The sequence below is a fragment of the Candidatus Tisiphia endosymbiont of Ptychoptera albimana genome (assembly GCF_964026605.1).
In the GTDB taxonomy this organism is placed as follows: Bacteria; Pseudomonadota; Alphaproteobacteria; order Rickettsiales; family Rickettsiaceae; genus Tisiphia.
In genome coordinates, this window is the sequence record NZ_OZ032164.1 from 1,169,673 (window position 1) to 1,188,458 (window position 18,786).

Annotated in this window: 18 protein-coding genes and 2 pseudogenes; 14 read left to right on the forward strand and 6 right to left on the reverse strand. The window is 31.4% G+C overall.

Annotated elements, in window-relative coordinates; genetic code table 11:
• The first annotated feature begins 101 nt into the window (after window positions 1-101).
• The 3 genes and pseudogenes from AAGD36_RS05535 to AAGD36_RS05545 all read left to right on the forward strand — a co-directional run.
• Window positions 102-923, forward strand: a complete 822-nt coding sequence (locus AAGD36_RS05535; RefSeq protein WP_341755254.1) for a phosphatase PAP2 family protein — start codon at window positions 102-104, stop codon at window positions 921-923.
• Window positions 910-1,794, forward strand: a complete 885-nt coding sequence (locus AAGD36_RS05540; RefSeq protein WP_341755255.1) for a phosphatase PAP2 family protein — start codon at window positions 910-912, stop codon at window positions 1,792-1,794. Before AAGD36_RS05535 ends, AAGD36_RS05540 begins: the two co-directional genes overlap by 14 nt.
• 45 nt (window positions 1,795-1,839) lie before the next feature.
• Window positions 1,840-2,491 (forward strand): annotated as a pseudogene (locus AAGD36_RS05545) (IS5 family transposase); the annotation flags it as partial.
• Window positions 2,492-2,809: 318 nt separating this feature from the next.
• On the opposite strand, the gene AAGD36_RS05550 reads toward AAGD36_RS05545, so the two are convergent.
• The 4 genes from AAGD36_RS05550 to AAGD36_RS05565 all read right to left on the reverse strand — a co-directional run bounded on the left by AAGD36_RS05550 (window position 2,810) and on the right by AAGD36_RS05565 (window position 8,085).
• Complete coding sequence (locus tag AAGD36_RS05550; RefSeq protein ID WP_341755256.1) at window positions 2,810-4,213, reverse strand: tetratricopeptide repeat protein; 1,404 nt, start codon at window positions 4,211-4,213, stop codon at window positions 2,810-2,812.
• A 26-nt stretch (window positions 4,214-4,239) separates the two neighbouring features.
• Window positions 4,240-5,070, reverse strand: coding sequence for a hypothetical protein (locus tag AAGD36_RS05555; protein ID WP_341755257.1), 831 nt, complete (start codon window positions 5,068-5,070; stop codon window positions 4,240-4,242).
• A 299-nt stretch (window positions 5,071-5,369) separates the two neighbouring features.
• Window positions 5,370-7,619 (reverse strand): tetratricopeptide repeat protein, encoded by a 2,250-nt coding sequence (locus tag AAGD36_RS05560; RefSeq protein ID WP_341755258.1) that lies wholly within the window; start codon window positions 7,617-7,619, stop codon window positions 5,370-5,372.
• A gap of 250 nt (window positions 7,620-7,869) precedes the next feature.
• Entirely contained in the window at window positions 7,870-8,085 is a 216-nt protein-coding gene (locus AAGD36_RS05565; protein ID WP_341755259.1) for an integrase core domain-containing protein, read from the reverse strand.
• Window positions 8,086-8,561: 476 nt separating this feature from the next.
• On the opposite strand from AAGD36_RS05565, the gene AAGD36_RS05570 reads away from it, so the two are divergent.
• A complete protein-coding gene (locus tag AAGD36_RS05570; RefSeq protein ID WP_341755260.1) occupies window positions 8,562-8,909 on the forward strand; it encodes a hypothetical protein in 348 nt (115 codons plus the stop codon).
• A gap of 112 nt (window positions 8,910-9,021) precedes the next feature.
• Here the strand turns inward: AAGD36_RS05570 and AAGD36_RS05575 are convergent, their stop codons facing one another.
• Window positions 9,022-9,774 carry an IS5 family transposase gene (locus AAGD36_RS05575; protein WP_341755261.1) on the reverse strand — a complete coding sequence of 251 codons (753 nt, stop codon included), beginning with the start codon at window positions 9,772-9,774 and terminating at the stop codon, window positions 9,022-9,024.
• 86 nt (window positions 9,775-9,860) lie between these two features.
• Here AAGD36_RS05575 and AAGD36_RS05580 point away from each other — a divergent pair, with 86 nt between their 5' ends.
• From AAGD36_RS05580 to AAGD36_RS06970, 6 genes are all read left to right on the forward strand, one after another.
• Entirely contained in the window at window positions 9,861-10,169 is a 309-nt protein-coding gene (locus AAGD36_RS05580; protein ID WP_341755262.1) for a hypothetical protein, read from the forward strand.
• 41 nt (window positions 10,170-10,210) lie between these two features.
• Window positions 10,211-10,555 (forward strand): hypothetical protein, encoded by a 345-nt coding sequence (locus tag AAGD36_RS05585; protein ID WP_341755263.1) that lies wholly within the window; start codon window positions 10,211-10,213, stop codon window positions 10,553-10,555.
• A 20-nt stretch (window positions 10,556-10,575) separates the two neighbouring features.
• Window positions 10,576-11,292: a hypothetical protein gene (locus tag AAGD36_RS05590; RefSeq protein ID WP_341755264.1), complete on the forward strand. Its 717-nt coding sequence runs from the start codon at window positions 10,576-10,578 to the stop codon at window positions 11,290-11,292.
• A gap of 48 nt (window positions 11,293-11,340) precedes the next feature.
• Complete coding sequence (locus AAGD36_RS05595; protein ID WP_341755265.1) at window positions 11,341-11,781, forward strand: hypothetical protein; 441 nt, start codon at window positions 11,341-11,343, stop codon at window positions 11,779-11,781.
• A gap of 135 nt (window positions 11,782-11,916) precedes the next feature.
• Window positions 11,917-12,972, forward strand: a complete 1,056-nt coding sequence (locus tag AAGD36_RS05600) for a YhcG family protein (protein ID WP_341755266.1) — start codon at window positions 11,917-11,919, stop codon at window positions 12,970-12,972.
• A 250-nt stretch (window positions 12,973-13,222) separates the two neighbouring features.
• A complete protein-coding gene (locus AAGD36_RS06970; protein WP_410521232.1) occupies window positions 13,223-13,411 on the forward strand; it encodes a TraD N-terminal domain-containing protein in 189 nt (62 codons plus the stop codon).
• 472 nt (window positions 13,412-13,883) lie between these two features.
• On the opposite strand, the gene AAGD36_RS05610 is transcribed toward AAGD36_RS06970, so the two are convergent.
• Window positions 13,884-14,402 (reverse strand): IS110 family transposase, encoded by a 519-nt coding sequence (locus AAGD36_RS05610; RefSeq protein ID WP_341755267.1) that lies wholly within the window; start codon window positions 14,400-14,402, stop codon window positions 13,884-13,886.
• A 243-nt stretch (window positions 14,403-14,645) separates the two neighbouring features.
• On the opposite strand from AAGD36_RS05610, the gene AAGD36_RS05615 reads away from it, so the two are divergent.
• From AAGD36_RS05615 to AAGD36_RS05630, 4 genes and pseudogenes are all read left to right on the forward strand, one after another.
• Window positions 14,646-15,185, forward strand: a complete 540-nt coding sequence (locus AAGD36_RS05615; protein WP_341755268.1) for a demethoxyubiquinone hydroxylase family protein — start codon at window positions 14,646-14,648, stop codon at window positions 15,183-15,185.
• A 20-nt stretch (window positions 15,186-15,205) separates the two neighbouring features.
• Window positions 15,206-17,683, forward strand: a pseudogene (locus AAGD36_RS05620) (UvrD-helicase domain-containing protein); the annotation flags it as partial.
• Window positions 17,669-18,394, forward strand: coding sequence for a PD-(D/E)XK nuclease family protein (locus AAGD36_RS06975; RefSeq protein WP_410521254.1), 726 nt, complete (start codon window positions 17,669-17,671; stop codon window positions 18,392-18,394). The pseudogene AAGD36_RS05620 and the gene AAGD36_RS06975, both read left to right, overlap by 15 nt.
• Before the next feature lie 26 nt (window positions 18,395-18,420).
• A complete protein-coding gene (locus tag AAGD36_RS05630; RefSeq protein ID WP_341755269.1) occupies window positions 18,421-18,729 on the forward strand; it encodes a nucleoside triphosphate pyrophosphohydrolase in 309 nt (102 codons plus the stop codon).
• Window positions 18,730-18,786 lie beyond the last annotated feature (57 nt).

The following is an 18,786-nucleotide window of genomic DNA, read 5'->3' on the forward strand; positions in this document are numbered from 1 at the left end:
TGAACAAGATTCTAGAATTAGCTATTGATAAAATGATAAAATCTTGTATACATAGTATCTGTACAATGGGTGAAGATTAATTGACAACCAAGTAAATAATAGTGTCTATAAGTTCAAATCTTCTACAATTTTTTATGTTAGACAATGTTGCTAAGATTTTTTTAAGTTTTAGTCATGATATAGTCATTATCCCACTACTGATACTAGGCTATATTTGGTTAGAGCAAAAAGTGTTTTTTAATGCAATATGTTTAATATTAATAAGTATGTTATTTAATTTTGCTCTAAAAATTACATTTCAAATACCACTATCCGCTCATATTGGTAAACAAGGTTTTGCTTTTCCAAGTGGTCATATGCAGTCTTCAGTTGTTTTGTATGGTTGGCTGATGACAAAAACACAAAGCCGTATATGTAAAATTCTGATAACTGGCTTGCTATTTGGAATAGGAGTGAGTTTAGTCTATTTTGGCTATCATAATTATTTTGATATTCTAGGAGCCATATTTTTTGGTTCTTTATTAATAGCCTTTTATACATTTCTTGCAAGCACAAAAAAGCAAATATTGCCAGCAATTTTATTGACTTTTACTACATTTTTGATGTTGTACATTGCATCTATACATAAGGTAGAAGAACATCTATATATGGCATGTTACGCTCTTATTGGAGTAATATTTTCTGAAAACATTTTTACAAAAAAAATAACAATTATAAATCTACGAAGCAAAATATTAGCAACAATACTGTGTTTTCTCATGCTCTTTATAGTCAAAATGCTTTTTACAATTGGTTATATCTCCTCTTTACCATTAGCTATCAGGCAAATACAATGGGCTATAATCGGATTTTGTATCCCAGCATCAGTTTTTATTGCAAACTATATTAATCATTATAAGCGTTCTTTCCATGATAGATTCTAGTTGGATTGTAGAAATAAGAACAGATTTTCTAACAACCATATTTAAGTTATTTCCATTTTTTGCTAGTGATTACTTTTATATTACCATTACTGCTTTAGGATATTGGTTAAATCCATCGGCATTATTATTTAGATCATTAGGATTTTTAATACCTTTTTGTACTTTACTTAATTGCTTGTTAAAGAATTTATTTAAAATATCGCGTCCTGACATATCTTTACATTTAATATCTGTGTATGATCCTTTTGGCTTTCCTAGTGGTGATGTTCAAGTGGCAACCACTTTTTGGCTAGCAATCTTTTTAAGTCTTAAAAATAGTCCTTTCAAGTATTTATGCTTACTGCCAATAATTGGTATTGGTCTTTCAAGAGTATATCTTGGTGTTCATAGTATATATGATGTAATTGGTGGTTTGATATTTGGATTTTGTGTTTTACATATATGGAAAACATATTTAGAAAGAGCATTGCTTGTAGAAGTGTTTCAACATAGTTGCAAAAAATTTTGGTTTTTACTTGCTATAATAATTTCACTATACACCATAGTGTCTCAATCTTTACAATGGCCACCTATGATACCGACGGCAATAGGAGCTCTCATTGGCTTTGGGTTATCCTTACGATGGATAGAAAATCAGGCAGTTGGTCTACAGCACAAAATTAGTATTCCAACTGCTCTAATATCCCTAGCCATTTTAATTGGCATAGCAAAATTCATACCTACTGTAAAAATAAACATTTTTATTTTCTATTGTAGTATTATATTAAAATATAGTTTTCTTGTTTTTGGAATTTTTGTATTAATTCCTAGTACTATCTCTAAGATCACTAGGTCTAATAAAATTGATATATTAGACTTCTTTCGAAACTAGACAATGATGTAGAATGGTGTTATAAATATCTGATTTGAAGTAATAATGAAATTCGAACATATTAAAGAGTTAGAGGATGAAAAATTTCGTCATTAACAGGAGTAAGGAAGGGAACATTCTCAAAGATGGTGGATATTTTAAGGCAAGCTGATGGTTTTAAGAAATCAAAAGGTGGGCGTAAGAATAAGCTCAATTTGGAGGAACAGTTGCTGATGACCTTAGAATATCTTAGAGAATACCGTACTTATTTCCATATAGGTCAGAACTATGGGATTAGTGAAAGTTCAGCATATAAAGCTGTTAAATGGGTAGAAGACACCCTAGTTAAACACCCAAACTTTGCTCTTCCAGGTTGCAAATCTCTAATGAAGAGTGATATGAATTATGAAGTAGTCTTGATTGATGCTACTGAGAGTCCTATAGAAAGACCTAAAAAAAACAAAAATTCTATTATTCAGGAAAGAAGAAAAGGCATACACTAAAAACTCAAATAGTGGTAGACAAGAAAACGCACCAAGTAATATGTACAGATTTTTCTAACGGTAAGAAACATGACTTTAGATTATTTAAGGAATCCAAAATTCTTATCCATCCTAAGGTTAAAACGATTACTGATACAGGATATCAAGGTATACAAAAAATTCACAATAATTCTGAATTATCAAAGAAAAAAAGCAAGAAAAATTCTTTAACTAAAAATAGACCTTGACTAAAATAGTCGCTAAGAGAATAAGTACCCTCTTTAATTACTTATAACACATTTTTAAGATATAAGGTCTATTTTCTATCGGCATAAATCAACTAATCCATAAGGTTTATGCCCATATTATAGCATTTTCTTATGGATTCTCTATATTTTTTTACTTGATAAACATAGTAGATATTATATCTCTAGACTTTTGACGGAGCGACTATAAAAACAAGAAATGAGGATAAGGTTAGACGGTTTATTGAAGCAATATGGTACATAACATGTTCAGGATGCCAATGTCGGTTGTTGCCTTGTCAATACAACCTAGTTTTCTTTTACCCATATATCCATATCATATTGTTTACAATACTCAAACATAGATACAGTATTAGGGTGTTTTATCCCAAATTCCTTTACTTGCAGTTTACCAAAAAATTTATAACTAAATAAGTCTTTTGCTTTACATGCCGCTTTGGCTCCTTGACTGTATAAGTAACTAACTTGAGCTACATTCTTACGATTATCTCTATACAAATAATAATATATGCTATAAGCTTTATTATAGGATTTTATAGCTTCTTCTATATTATCTTGGGCAAATAGAATATCACCTTGCACTACATAGCTCGCTGCTAGATCTGTATCTTCTGAATAATCTGTATTTTTAGGGTTTCTAAGTTCATTGGTTAAGAATATGGAAATAGCATTATTAACATGCTCTGAGGCTTGGTCTAGCTTCCCCAGTCCTAACTCACTTCTTGCCATTTCGACAAAAGTGCAACCAAATACTTCATCATCTTCTTTCTTAAAGGATTTACACATGTCATATACTTGCTTGGCTATGGCATACGCTTCCTGGTGCTTTTTAAGATAATTTAATACTTCTACTTTAATATTATAGGAATTTATAAGCCATGGGTCATCAGGACTTGTCCCATTTTTAATGGCTATTTCTATGCTTTTATTAACTTGTTCTAATGATTCAGTATATTTCCCTTGTATGAAGAATAGAAGTGCTTTAGCATCATGTATATAAAATATGTCACTTTCATCCATTAAACCTTTATTAACAATTTGTTCTATAATTTTAATGTTTTCTTCTGCTTCTTGAACCTGCCCTAATGCAATATTCGATGTTGCTAAGGTAAACAGTACAACCCATTTAAAAGATTCATAACCTTGTACATTATCTAGTATTTCTTTCGTTCTTATACAATAATTTATTGCTGTTCTATGATTAGAACAAATTCTATAATACACGCCTATTACTCGTAGGTAACTTGCATATGTGTATTTCTCATCATTATTCATTAACCATAATTTAAACTTACCATCCCCCTGTTGATCATTTTTATTAAACCAATTAATGAGTCTTTCCGTATTATGGTAATCGTAAGAGATAAGATATGCTGATATTAGTTGTCTGTTCAGTTGCATAATTTTATATATATTAGCATTATATTTCTCAGCATTTCTACTAAGTATCTCAAAATTTTCATGCATAGTTTTCGTTTTCCTAAAAAGCTGGGCTTTTATCACACTCTTTGGCACACATCCAACTAATTTAGTAATAATATCCTCTAAATAAGCTTTATTATTCTTATCGCCATTAATCTCAGCTATTTTCTGAGCGATAACATCATGCATTTCAAAGACAGGGTTAGTATCATTGGGATCAATGTTAGATATTAAGGAAAATTTAGAGAGTTGGTAAATATCATCATTCAAGGTACTTTTATCGTCAGTAATATAACTTAGTAGTTCTTTCGAGAAACTTTGATTTTTATTAGGGCTATTTTATTTAGTAAATTTTTAGCACTTGGTCTTAATTCATTGATAACTAATATAATGTTCAATTTAATTCTATCTGCTGATAGTTTGATTTCTTTCTTATATTTTTCTCTATTTAAACCTTGTACATTATTTAGCAATTGTACACCTTGTACTATCAGGATAGGATAACCAGCAAATTCTTCGCTCAAGAATTCTGCTGATTTTGGGTCACTATGTTCTAAAATATTGTTAGCAAGAGTACGGACGTCACTTTTTTCAAATGCAGTCATTTTAACTATGTTTGGTAATATTTCACTATCTTGGGAACAAAATATAATGTGTCCGTTATGTTCCCAATCAACAAATTCTTGAACTTTTTCATTTCCACCTATCTTTAAATTATCAAATACTATTAACCATTTATCTTGACTCGATAAATAGCTCATTACTTCTTTTCGTATTGATTTCATATCTTCTGGTATTAAATTAGATTTAGAAGCAACATTAATAGCTTTTGCTAGCTTTAGCAGTTCTTGGTTAATATCTAAATTACAGTCAACAAACCAAATAAGTTTATAATTATTTTGATTCTCATAAGAGTACATTCTAGCAAGTTGTGTTTTCCCCATGCCACTGACGCCTACAATACCTACTTGTCGATATTTAATTAAATTATTCTTGAGTAAATTTAGTTGTTTGACATGATTAACAAAGCAAGTAACTGGTGTAACAAAATTAGATATTTGATCTTGGGCGAATGAATTAAGAGGCATTATTAATAATGTTATTAATAATATAAAATATTTATTCATTTTCTTTGCTAGTTAATGGTTTCAGAAAAGTTATATTATTATCTTATCTTTGGTTTGTTCATTCATATTCCTTCTTATCTCAATTTATTTAACTATATTACTTAACTATTGTCAACTATTGATTTTATAGCAAGTATACTGCTCGTAAATGAAGAGTTGGTAGACGAAGGTCAACTTCAAGAAGAGCTAGGAGTGTCAAAGTCGAGCAGCGGAGCGTACATTAGTACGTGAGCAGCTTCGATCTTTAGACACGACAACGCCAATTCTTGAAGTTCACCGAGTATATCAGAACCCTAAATCTATTTTTCTTTAGCCCATAAATCCATATTATATTGTTTACAATACTCAAACATAGATACAGTATTAGGGTGCTTTATCCCAAATTCCTTGACTTGCGGTTTACCAAAAAATTTATAACTAAATAAGTTTTTTGCTTTACATGCAGCTTTAGCTCCTTGAGTATATAAGTAACTAACTTGAGCTACATTCTTACGATTATCTCTATATAAATAATAATATATGGTATAGGCCTTATTATAGGATTCTATTGCTGCTTTTATATGATCTTGGGCAAATAGAATATCACCTTGTACTACGTAGCTTATTGCTAGCTCTGGAACTTCCAAAAAATCCGCATCTTTAGAAGTCATACGCTCACAGGCTAAAAATATAGAGATAGTTTGGTTAATATGCTCTAAAGCTTGGTCTAGCATACCTAATCCTAACTCACTTCTTGCCATTATACGATAGATTTCACCAAGTATTTCAGGCGTTTTGCAATGTTCACATAAATTATATAATCTCTTAGCTTGCTCATATGCTTTTTGATATTCTTCAAGATAATTTAATATTTCTACTTTAAGTATATAAGGAGGTATAAGCAATAGATCGTCAGGACTTATCCCATTTTTAATACATGTTTCTATAGTTTTATTAATTTCATCTAATGATTCAGTTTTCTCTTGTATAAATAATAACTGTGCTTTAATAAAATGTATATGTGCTAGGTCGCTTTGATCTATTAAACCATCATTGAGCATTTGTTCTATCATTAGAACGTTTTTCTCAGCTTCTTGCACCTCTCCAAATACAATATTACACCTTGCTAAACTATAAAATAAAGTCCATTTGTCAGATTCATAACCTTTGATATTCTCAAATATTTCTTGTGCTCTTATAAAATACTTCATTGCCATTCTATAATTAGAATAACTCCTATAGTAATTACCTATTGTTTGTATATACTTTAAATATACATATTTCTCTTTATTATTCATTAACCATAACTTAAATTTTCCTTCCTGATCAACTTTATTAAACCAGTTAATCTTCTTTTCTGTAATAGAAGCATTAAGAGAATTGTTATATTGGGTCATTATTTGATAATTAAGTTCCATAATTTTATATATATTTGCATTATATTTTTCTGAATTTCTTAAAATTATTTCAAGATTTTCTGGCATAGTTTTAGCATTTCTAAAAATATGAGCTTTTACTGTAGTCTGTGGTATATAATTCATTAATTTGCTAACAATATCCTCTAAATAAGCTTTATTATTTCTGCTACCCTTAATCTCAGCTATTTTCTGAGCAATAACATCATGCATTTCAAAAATAGGATTAGTGCTATTAGGAACAATGTTAGATATTAAGGTAAATTTAGATAATTGATAAATATCATCGTCAAGAGTATTTTGATTATCAGTGATAATTTTTAAAAGTTCTTTTGAAAAACTTTGATTATTTATCATAGCTATTTTATTTAATAAATTTCTTGCACTTGGCTTTAATTCATTGATAGCTAATATAATGTTCAATCTAATTTTATCTGATGATTGTTGGATTTTGTTCTTATATCCTTCTCTATCTAAACCTTGTATATTATTTAATAATTGTGCACCTTGTACTATCATGATAGGATAACCAGCAAATTCTTCGCTCAAAAATTCTGCTGATTTTGCATCGTTATTTTCTAGAATATTACTCGCAAGAGTACTGACGTCAGCTTTTTCAAATGCAGTCATTTTAACTATGTTTGGTAATATTTCACTATCTTGGGAACAAAATATAACATGCCCGTTATGTTCCCAATCAACAAGTTCTTGAACTTTTTTATTTTCACTTACCTTTAGATTATCAAATATCAGCAACCATTTTTCTTGACTCGATAAATAGCTCATTACTTCTTTTCGTATTGATTTAATATCTTCTGATATTAAATTAGATTTAGTAGTACTATTAATCACTTTTGCTAGTTTTAGTAATTCTTGATTAATATCCAAATTACAATCAATAAACCAAATAAGTTTATAATCATTTTGATTTTCATAAGAGTACATCCTAACAAGTTGGGTTTTCCCCATGCCACTGATTCCTATAATACTCGCTTGTCTATGTTTAATTAAATTATTTTTGAGCAAATTTAGTTGTTTAACATGATCAACAAAATAAGTAACTGGTGTAATAAAATTAGATATATATCTTTGTTGTTGAGCAAATGAATTATTAGGCACGATTAACATTATTAATAATATAAAATATTTATTCATTTTCTTATTTCTTTATATTATGCTCTGTGAACAAAAAATTTAACTTTATATAAGGAGAGTGGTAGTCTTCGGTTATCAAAGCCAAAAGGACTACTAGAGTTAAGTATTACATAGATTCGAATGCATGGGAACAAATTCTAGAGTTTTAAAGACAAATAAAAGGAATACATACTGAGATGTGGTCGCCATTGTTTAGACAAAAATTTAGCAATTTAGAGATATAATTCCCATGAAATTATTATTGTCACTATTATGCAACTTTTTGTTTATAGTACATCGAGCTAGGAGTCTTATACCCCAATGCTTGGTGCATTCTTTCTTGGTTATAAAAATCGATATATTCCTTAATAGCTACTTTTACCTTCTTTACAATTGTTAAAATTATTCGACAAATTTTTTCCTGTTTCAACGAACACCAAAATCGCTCAATAAATACGTTGTCCAAAGCTCTACCTTTGCCATCCATACTTATTTGAACCTGAATTCGATGTAACAAGTTACATCGAATTCAGTGTTATATATAGAAACAATCAGGTTTGAAGCGGCTGCCCACCTGATTGTTAAAATATAATACTCCATTCAATATGCGATTTTAATTATTAAAATCACATATTGAATGATAAAAAAAGTTAAAATGCACTTGCAGAATCGCTTCAAGAATGCATTTTTCCTTATAACAAGCTAATTAGATATAAGAATTATTAATTCTTATATCTAATTCATACAATAAAAAACCATGATAAATATAACATGATCAGTTATATATAGTGGTAGGATGGGTAAACTGTATGTCGAATTGAAGCTTTGAATTTTAAAGACTTCGTACCTCAGCAAAGACCCATCCTGTTTTGGATAAAGACTACGAACGGATGTCATAAGGTTTAAACCTTGCGTATGAGTATGTAGCATATCCTATTATTAATAGGAATCATGAGGCTCTATATGGCAACAACTTATATTGGTGTGGACGTTAGTAAAAAAACTTTAAATATCTATCTACCAGCTACCAACAAGGCTTTTGAAGTTACCAATGATCAACATGGCTTTACTACTATGCTTAGCACTATTAATAAATACTATCCTGCCTTATCTGAGTTAATTGTTGTCTTTGAACCTACTGGTGGATATGAACATAATTTAAGAGAATTTTTAAAAATAAATTGCCTTTTGCTACAGTACACCCTAATAAAGTGCGTAGTTATGCTAAAGCTAAAGGATGGCTTGCTAAAACTGATAATATCGATAGTAAATTGTTGCATGATTATGCAACGTGCTTTGCTTTACCAGTGAAGGTTACTTATGATAGTAATAGCCAACAACAGTTACATGCTTTATTAAAAAGAAGAGAACAATTATTACTATTTAAGAATCAAGAAATTGCTAGGTTCTGTTGACAAAAATTTTAACGTAACCATATTAAAGTTCCAACGAAATTTAGAAAAGCTAAGAAAGTGGCTGGAGTCTTATCAAATCTAGAAAATATACGCCTAAAATGTTTGATTTTACCAAATAAGCACTCAATTAAATATCGTTCCTTATAAGTATGTTTATCATATTCACGTTGTACTTTACGGTTAGATTTTGGTGGTATAACAATCTCACACCCCTTATTTTCTAAACTTTCTACAAATGCACTACTATCGTATCCTTTATCGGCTATCACAGTCGTATTCTGAACATCTTGAGTAAGATTTCCCGCTTGAGTTATATCATTTCTTTGCCCAGCAGTTAGTATAAACTTTAATGGATTACCAAGGGCATCAACAAGGGCATGAATTTTAGTACTAAAACCACCTCTGCTTCTACCTAAAGCCGCTTCTTCTTGATTACCTTTGATATATCTAGATGAGCAAGCATGTGCTCTCACAATAGTTGCATCAATCATAATTGATTCCATATCTGCATCTACTTTAACATAATCCATTAAATCCTCCCATATACCTTTGTCAACACATCTCTTAAATCTGCGATAAATACTGTACCAACAACCATAATCATCAGCTATAAGACGCCATTGGCAACCTGTTCTAACAATAAACCATATTGCTTCAATAAAATGTCTCATTTTTTCTTCATTCTTGTTGTGTATACCATTTCTTTCCTTACAAAATGATAAAATTACTTCCCATGCTTGTTCTTCTATGTAATACTTCATATTGGTAGTTCCTTTTTTTGATAACTAGAAACTACCATTTCTTCTTACTATGGCAACTTTTTATTCCTCTTGCCTAACTATAATTTTTGTCAACAGAACCTAGTGGTACGGCGGCAAGTATAGGCAGTAATATTGCTGATAATAACCTTAATATCGATACTATCAGCCATGGAGGCAGGAATATTGGTCAAGAACAATATGCTGCAAGCTTGCATATGGGAGGCGGAATAATTGATGATGGTGGTATGCGAGTAGTCTCACCTGATTTTGGCGGTGGACAAATCGTCAGTCAACCAATAGATAGTTTGCCTACTAATTATCGTGCTTCGCAAATGTATTCGGATAGTCTTCAAACACAACTTACTAATACTCAAAGCAAGATGGGGGGGCATTAACTAATAGGTCAGCAGAGTTAACATCAGCAGAAAACAGGCAAATGCTCGATTTAGCTCACAAAATAGCTAGAGGCGAGGCAGTTGTTGAAGGTATGTCGGTGAGCGAGCAAGAAAGTTTGCGAGAGACTTTGTCACAAGGATTTGCTTCTAGTGAAGGAAACAGTAGCAGAACCACTATGGATACTGCTACCAACACCAGTGCCAGTGTTGGTTTCAAAATAGCTGGTACTGGTGCTAGTACCGGAGTTAGTAGCAGCAATAGTGACAGCATCTCAAGAGAGATGTCGGTCAGCGAGCAAAGAGCCTATAATGCAGCGATGGAAAAAGTCAAAATGCTGCCAAGACTAATAGTATTACTGGCACTAGTGATGATGTTAAGTCTCTAACTACAGGCTTGAGCCAAACAATGAGTGAACAACAATCAATAGGTAGAGAAATAGCTAGGACTGTTCAAACCATGCAATCTCTACAATCTCAGAAGAGTTATGTTGACCAAAACTCAGCAACTATTGATCGCAATGTTAATTATGCTGTTTTGCAGAAAATTATCGATACTCACCCTGAGATTAGTAGCAAAGAGCAGGAAGCTAGGTGGATGATGTCGCATCCAGTTGAAACTGATCAGCTGGCTAAACAGGTAATGAGTATTGATAATCCCCTTCCTAACAAAAATTGGGATAAAGTAACCGTAGGCATTCAAGGACAGGAATTATCAAACATAGATTCCCATATTAATAACACAGCAATTAAAACCACAAAGCAGCTAAAAACTGAAGCTGCTGGATCAACCGAAAAATTGCGTAATCAGGCAACTGTCAGAGATGCCACAGGTGGGGAAATATCACTGAACCAAAAAGTAGAAAATGATCTAAATTCTGCTAAACAATCATATAATAAGGATACAAGACACGTGCTTAATGATAATTTATCCGTAGGAGAGAAAATAATAGTACAAGATATACAAACTGTGCCGTTAAAAGTGGTAAAAGATCAGGTAGACATAGAGCATAAGCTTAATGATATTTCGGATTCTACGATAATAAGAGTTGGAGAGAAAATAGGTGATAATACAAGTCTTGGAGCTAAGGCTATTAAGGCTAAAAATATATATTTACCTAAATAATAAGTGCTACAAATTTTTTGAATTTTAATTTTTATTAAAGTGAAAGTGATGAACAAGATAATAACTGACATACTGAAATTTCTTGAAAAAGAAATAAACCTCCAAAAACTTATAGCTGATTTTTCTAATTATCGTAGGGAAAATGTTCAATATAATTTAAGTGCAGACAGGATGTCTAAACATATAAAAACCTTACAAAATACTTATAATCATCAGGATAATTTCATAAATTTTGGTGGTAATAATACATCTTCTGTAGATCAGAGTATTTTTGATAATGGAGGATATTCTTCAGACTATTTTACTGATGTTAGATATAGCCACATGCCTCAAAATATTCATCATTCCAATAGTGTGATGAATTCTTGTGATAATGGCATGTATTCTTCTAGTTCTTTTGGTAGCAACTCAACTTTTACCGATTACACAACAGATCCGATCTATAGTCAGATGCCAAGTAATATTAGCAATATAAATAATAATAACTGAATGGGGATGAAGTAATTTTGCTAATGGATATACAAATTTTGTTAATTTTTCAGAAACTTGTTAAAAAATTGTATGATTTCGCTTAGTGCTACTTAAAAAATAAATATACTAAAAATATATTAATAGGAAAAATAAATGAACCAAATAATAACGAATGACCATAATTCTTTGATAGAGGATATAAAACTTCTGATAACTCAAGCCAAGAACCGAGTAGCAAGAGTAGCAAACTCTGAGATGACTATGGTATATTGGCACGTAGGTAAGAGAATTAAGGAAGAAATCTTAAAAGATCAAAGAGCAGAGTATGGCCACTCGATCGTACAAACACTAGCACAACATCTCTCAGCTGAGTATGGGAAAGGGTTTACTTACACTGGAATAACTAGGATGATTAAGTTTTATGATTCTTTTGAAAATCATCAAATTGTTGCGACAGTGTCGCAACAATTGAGCTGGAGTCATATAATAGAGTTATTGCCATTGAAAGAACAAAACCAAAGAGAATTTTACGCATATATGTGTATACAAGGTAATTGGAGTGTACGGCAACTTCGCACTAGCATCCATAGAATGATTTATGAAAGAAGCGAGTTATCCAAGAAATCTGAAAAACATAGTGGACAAATCTTGTCATTATTAAAATCAAATAATGAATTAGTTCCAGAGTTAGTGTTAAAAGACCCATACATATTAGAATTTTTAAATTTGCCGGATGCACCTTATGAAAGTGATCTAGAAAGTGCTATTTTGCAGCAAATTGAACAATTTATTTTAGAGCTTGATACAGGAGTCTCATTTGTTGCACGTCAAAGGCGAATGACCATAGATAATGAGCATTTTTACTTAGATTTACTTATGTATAACCGGAAACTCAAAAGGTTAGTAGCGATTGAACTCAAAACTGGCAAATTTAAGGCAGAATATAAAGGGCAAATGGAGCTTTATATAAATTGGCTTAAGAAGTATGAGACCTTTGAAGGAGAAAACCCGCCAATTGGCATTATTCTCTGCACTGAAAAATCACATGCTCAAATTGAGCTTTTGGATGTATCAGCAAGTGGCATACATGTAGCAGAATATTGGACTGAATTGCCACCTATTAAGGTCTTTGAGAAAAAAATTCAGGAAATAGTCCTACAAGCAAAAAATCGATATGACCAAAAAGCAGTAGAAATAAAAAAGCATTAGTAAATATGAATGTTATTAATCAAGAGGAAATTTAAGTACATGCAGCAATTCGCTGAAGGACATGCAGACTTGGAAATTGTGCAGCATTTTGCTGCACAATTTTCACAATAACCCTATGCAAATACAGAATCAGGGTAGTTTTACCCGTGGGTCTCAGCTCTATGACCATAAATTCCGTATGTTTGGGCAGGGTACTAAGAATTCAGTCATAGTTGGCTTAGTGTGTGCTATCGGTTGGTTGTTATGACGTATGTATCAACATTTAAGCCTTGTCAGTGTGTATTATTTGGTGATTGAGCGTTATGTGCAACTAAAGTTAGCAATTGGCAGGCATTTTTATCCTCTATCTAAAATAGGTATTGAGTTTTATCATTTTGAGAAGAAAGATTTTGTCTATAGTTCGGCTAAGGAATACATTTATTATTTAAGGATACGATAGTAGTGCATTTGTAGAAAGTTTAGAAAATAGGGGTGTAAGATTGTTATACCACCAAAATCTAACCGTAAAGTACAACGTGAATATGATAAACATACTTATAAAGAACGATATTTAATTGAGTGCTTATTTGGTAAAATCAAACATTTTAGGCGTATGTTTTCTAGATTTGATAAGACTCCAGCCACTTTCTTAGCTTTTCTAAATTTCGTTGGAACTTTAATATGGTTACGTTAAAATTTTTGTCAACAGAACCTAGGTACAGTCTCTAATATTTTTACCTTCTCTTTTAACTCTTCTGACTCATCTATTGTTTTGTTTAACTTTTTATCAAGCTCAGCTATTTCATTTTGTAAAAATTTAATAGATATCTTTCGAAACTCGCTTATGCTAGGGAATTTGTAGGAGACACGGAACGCAGAACCGCAGCGTACTAAATGTACGTGAGGATTCGAGTACCGGATCGACGCACAAATTACCAGCAGAAGTAGAGCTTCGAAAGATATCTAATGTGTTTTTCTATACTCTCTTTATCAATACCATCAATGCTATGATGTAGTCTTTTCTTTTCATTGCTAAGCATTAATACTAAGTCTTCTCGTCTTTGCTGACATCTCTTCAAAGTCTCTGATTCAACTTGATATATATAATTCGCTGAAAGCTGCATCTTATCCGCATAATATGCTAATTTAAATGCATCCTTCCTATCAGTTTTATACAAATTCACCGATTTACTAAAAGAATTAAAACTATATGTATTGACCTTATGTATTTGTTGGTTATTATTATCCAGCTTTTGACAAATCTCAGCTTCGTATCCTCCAGTAGGTTCACATATTATTAGCTTAATCTCTTGCTCTTTTGCTAATTTAATCATCTCTTCATGACCAGCTGCATCATTGGCAAAACGATGATATTTAGGTTTATCTCTTGTATTATATACACATATATCAAGCCAGTTTTTACTTACGTCTAGACCTATTATTTTATTCATGATATAATCTCCTTCTTCTTATGGTGCAAGGCTGCTCTTTTTAAGACCACCTTCTGCAATTTGTTCAAGGTAAACTACCAAAAAGAGGGTACTTATTCTCTTAGCGACTATTTTAGTCAAGGTCTATTCAAGTCACCCTCTTTAATTACTTATAACACATTCTTAAGATATAAGGTCTATTATAAAATACCCGAATTCGCGTAATGCAATAAATTATCCGTTATTTAGATACTAAGGCAGCATATGGCAAGACCCGATTTCACCAATTCAGACAATATCATAAAAGAAATGATTAGAGTAAATCATGCTGGAGAATATGGGGCTAAACGAATTTATCAAGGGCAATTAAATTATTGCAAAAACCACGAAGATTCCTCTACAATAAAACATATGATGCAGCAAGAAGAAGTACATTTGAGCTACTTTACTAACTTGTTATTACAACATAATGTTAGACCAACTATTTTGATACCATTTTGGCATATTATTGGCTATGTACTTGGTAGTGGATCGATATTGATAGGAACAAAAACTGCCATGCTACTAACGCAAAGTGTAGAAGAAGTGATTGAACAACATTATCAGAAACAAATAGATTATCTCGAATTGTATAATTTAGAGAAAGAATTAGTAAATAGCATAAAACAATTTCAGGCTGAGGAAATTGAACATAAAGATATAGCTCTAGTACAAGGTAGTAGTAAGGTAGTATTTGCTTTCTTAATTAATAAAGTTATTAAATTAATGTGTAATATGGCTATTAATGTGAGTAAAAAAGTTTAAGTTACTCAAATAGAAATAAAATGAATGAATTACAACAACAAGCATCTGACCCAGAATATTCTGTTTGGGTTTCTGCCTCAGCTGGTACAGGCAAAACCAAAATTTTAACAGATAGGGTGCTACGGTTACTAATTAAGGGAGTTCCATTTGAAAAGATACTATGCTTAACTTTTACTAATGCAGCCACCCTTGAAATGCAGAGTAGGATTAAAAATAAACTTGCTCAATTTGCTGCAAACGAAACCGCTAAATTAACTGAAGAGTTAGGTTTATTACTTACTAGAGAGCCTTTAGAAAGTGAGGTGCAATATACCAAAACTTTATATAACAGACTACTAAACTCTGAAGATGGTATTAATATTTACACTATCCATGCTTTCTGTCAGAAGATGCTTAAATTATTTCCTTTTGAAGTTGGCATTAATCCAGAATTTCAGGTTCTTGACGAGATTACGACACAAGGGGTTCTTAGCAAAATAAGAAACCAAATCTATTTAGATCCGACTTATAATGAGCTGATTAGTTTTTTTCTGACAAATTTCCATGAAACAACTATCAATGATATTTTCTCTGAGATAATCCAGCAAAAAATTAAGTTTAAGAAATTATTTGCCAAACAAATGGATTTTGTAGAGTACGATGCTCAAACTATTTTTGCACAATTATCAAATATTTATGACCAAGCCAAGCAATTATTGGCAAAATACTCAATAGCTATTGACTTAGATCAAGAAATTCAGCAATTTTTTCTTACTAAAGAAAACCTTAAGCGTAAGAATATATTGCCTAAATCTATGGCAATGAAGTACCCAAAGTTATTGAATGAACTTGAATATATTCAAGAGAGAATTTTTCAGCTAGATCAACAAGCTAAAATGCAAGATATGGAGAATTACTCAAATTCATTACGTAACTTGGCAAAGATTTTTCTTGATAAATATGATTCCTACAAAACCCAGCATAGTTTGCTTGATTATGATGATTTAATTTATCTTACGCAGTTATTATTAATGGATAATGCTGCAAAAAATTGGGTAGCTTATAAACTTAATGGCGGGATTGACCACTTGCTTGTTGACGAAGCACAAGATACTAGCCCGGAACAATGGGACATTATCACTGCAATTATAGCAGACTTTACTTCTAGCACTAAGCAAAAAAGTACTATTTTTGTCGTAGGCGATGAGAAACAGTCGATTTTTAGCTTCCAAGGAGCAGATATTAGCTCTTTTAGTTATGTTAATGAAAATTTGTATAAAAACCTATCTGATGCAAATAAGAATTTCAGAAATATTACCCTCCAGTGGTCTTATAGATCTACTAAAGAAATTATTGATATTGTTTATCTAATTTTTCAACAAATTAAACATACTACTCCACAATTATTTACATCTGATAATCCTAAAATTTTGCCATTTCGTCAAACTCATAAAGGTAGAGTTGAACTTTGGCCATTAGTTAAGGATGAAAAAGAGAGTAAGTTGTTTTGGCCTTTACTGGAAGAGCATAATAAATCCAAATCTGCTCAGCAATTACTTGCACAACAAATTGCTAGTTTTATAAAAAGCCAAATAGCAAGTCGAAGAATCCTGCCTGCTACTAATTCCGAAGTTAAAGAATCAGATTTTATGATTTTGGTACGCAAGAGAGATGAGTTGATTTTTGAGATTATTAACTGTCTTAAGCAACATGGTTTGCCAGTAGAAGATGTTGATCGGATCACTTTAAATAAAAATTTGTCAGTATTAGACTTAATGAGCATAGCGAAATTTGTACTACTACCTCAAGATGACTTGAATTTGGCTAGTTTATTAAAATCACCAATAATTGGTATGAGTGAACAGGCACTACAAACTATTTCAGTTTCTCGGGGCAAGAATTCTATTTGGGGTTACCTACAAACTGTCCTAGACTATGCAAGTATATATAAGAAACTATATCATTTCTTGCAGCTATATAAGGTTGCCAATTGTGAGAATTTTTTTTCACTTATTGTCAATTGTTTGGATGTTAGAAAAGTTTTAGTTGAGGCTAATGGATTTGATAGTAATGACGTAATAAATGAATTGATATATTTGAGTAGCAATTATGCTAATAATATAGATAGCTCATTGCAAAGCTTTGTTTATTGGTTTGAAAATAACAAAATTGAGATTAAAAGAAATTTAGAATCGTCAAGTAAGATAAAAATTATGACCGTGCATGCTTCTAAAGGTCTGCAAGCACCTATTGTTATTCTGTGCGATACTAGTTCAGTACCAACTAATAGTAATAAATTCATTTGGGACGAAAATCAAGTGTTCTCTACCACTCAATCAGCCAATAGCCCAGAATTCTTTAAAGTTCTCAAAGAAAAGGAGCAACAAAAAGACTTACAAGAATATATTAGACTACTTTATGTTGCAATGACTAGAGCCGAGGACCATTTAGTGATATGTGGTTATCAGTCAAGTAGTAAGCTACCACAAAATTGTTGGTATGAGTTGGTTGCTAGAACAATGAATATGCACGGGAAGGTACAGGAAAATGGTATTATAGTTTATGAATCAGTTATTGAAGGAAGTGGAAATGGGCAGGAATCTAAAGAAATAGACCAAAAAGGTGCTTTAGATATTCTAGATCCCGCACCAAAGCAGGATGACATTGAAGGCAGCCGGAATGACATTGAAGATTGGATACCAAACCTTTTTTTAATTAATAAAATCACCAAAAATACAAAGCAAAATTATTCAGTCAATTCTCCTCTTATAGTTAATGATCATTTGGAATATGGTAAGATATTTCATAAAATTCTAGAAGATGCCACAAAGATCAATGATTTTTCTATGATGAATAAACATCCGTTTATTCACAAGTTACCAACAACTCTGCAAGAAAAGATTCATATCAATATTGATAAATTACTGAATAATATAGAATTTATGGCACTTATTTCCCAAGAGCTAAAAACTGAAGTGACGATAGGGACAACTCTAAATGATGAGGTTAAGATAGGAAGAATTGATTTACTTGCTATTGATACGGGAAAAATAACCATTATTGATTATAAATCCGATGCTAGTCCACCTAAGACCTGTCAATTAGTTAAGGAATCTTATATTGACCAGTTGAATTTTTATCGACATATAGTAGCAAAACTATATCCTAACAAGGAAATTATTTGCAGAATTCTATGGCTAGAAAATGCCAATTTTATGACGATTGGTTAACCTTTAACCAATAATACACAGGTAATATGACAAAATTAGTGAGAGATTTAGTTCCGCAAATTATCTTAAAATCTGGTCGAATACCAGTCTTTCGTATTGCAGAATTGGCTGAGTATAAACAATTATTAAGACAGAAACTTTCTGAAGAGGTAGAAGAATTTTTAGAAAGTGAATCTATCGAAGAAATTGCTGATATCATAGAAGTACTTGAGGCAATATGTAATAGCAACTCTTATAAATTAAAGGATATACTAAACATTAAAAAGCATAAAAAAGATACCAATGGTGCTTTTGACAATAAAATAGTTTTAGAAAAAATAACCATAAAAACCTAAGCTACTCAATAACAATCAAGTGAGTCAATTATTAAAGGGCTGGTGACTAATTTCAAA

What these genes read in the sequence shown, in the direction of transcription:
- AAGD36_RS05540 (WP_341755255.1), top strand. Translation starts at nt 910, where the DNA reads ATGATAGATTCTAGTTGGATTGTAGAAATAAGAACAGATTTTCTAACA.
- AAGD36_RS05555 (WP_341755257.1), bottom strand. Translation starts at nt 5,070, where the DNA reads ATGAATAAATATTTTATATTATTAATAACATTATTAATAATGCCTCTT.
- AAGD36_RS05560 (WP_341755258.1), bottom strand. Translation starts at nt 7,619, where the DNA reads ATGAATAAATATTTTATATTATTAATAATGTTAATCGTGCCTAATAAT.
- AAGD36_RS05565 (WP_341755259.1), bottom strand. Translation starts at nt 8,085, where the DNA reads ATGGATGGCAAAGGTAGAGCTTTGGACAACGTATTTATTGAGCGATTT.
- AAGD36_RS05570 (WP_341755260.1), top strand. Translation starts at nt 8,562, where the DNA reads ATGGCAACAACTTATATTGGTGTGGACGTTAGTAAAAAAACTTTAAAT.
- AAGD36_RS05575 (WP_341755261.1), bottom strand. Translation starts at nt 9,774, where the DNA reads ATGAAGTATTACATAGAAGAACAAGCATGGGAAGTAATTTTATCATTT.
- AAGD36_RS05585 (WP_341755263.1), top strand. Translation starts at nt 10,211, where the DNA reads ATGCTCGATTTAGCTCACAAAATAGCTAGAGGCGAGGCAGTTGTTGAA.
- AAGD36_RS05590 (WP_341755264.1), top strand. Translation starts at nt 10,576, where the DNA reads ATGAGTGAACAACAATCAATAGGTAGAGAAATAGCTAGGACTGTTCAA.
- AAGD36_RS05595 (WP_341755265.1), top strand. Translation starts at nt 11,341, where the DNA reads ATGAACAAGATAATAACTGACATACTGAAATTTCTTGAAAAAGAAATA.
- AAGD36_RS05600 (WP_341755266.1), top strand. Translation starts at nt 11,917, where the DNA reads ATGAACCAAATAATAACGAATGACCATAATTCTTTGATAGAGGATATA.
- AAGD36_RS06970 (WP_410521232.1), top strand. Translation starts at nt 13,223, where the DNA reads ATGTATCAACATTTAAGCCTTGTCAGTGTGTATTATTTGGTGATTGAG.
- AAGD36_RS05610 (WP_341755267.1), bottom strand. Translation starts at nt 14,402, where the DNA reads ATGAATAAAATAATAGGTCTAGACGTAAGTAAAAACTGGCTTGATATA.
- AAGD36_RS05615 (WP_341755268.1), top strand. Translation starts at nt 14,646, where the DNA reads ATGGCAAGACCCGATTTCACCAATTCAGACAATATCATAAAAGAAATG.
- AAGD36_RS05630 (WP_341755269.1), top strand. Translation starts at nt 18,421, where the DNA reads ATGACAAAATTAGTGAGAGATTTAGTTCCGCAAATTATCTTAAAATCT.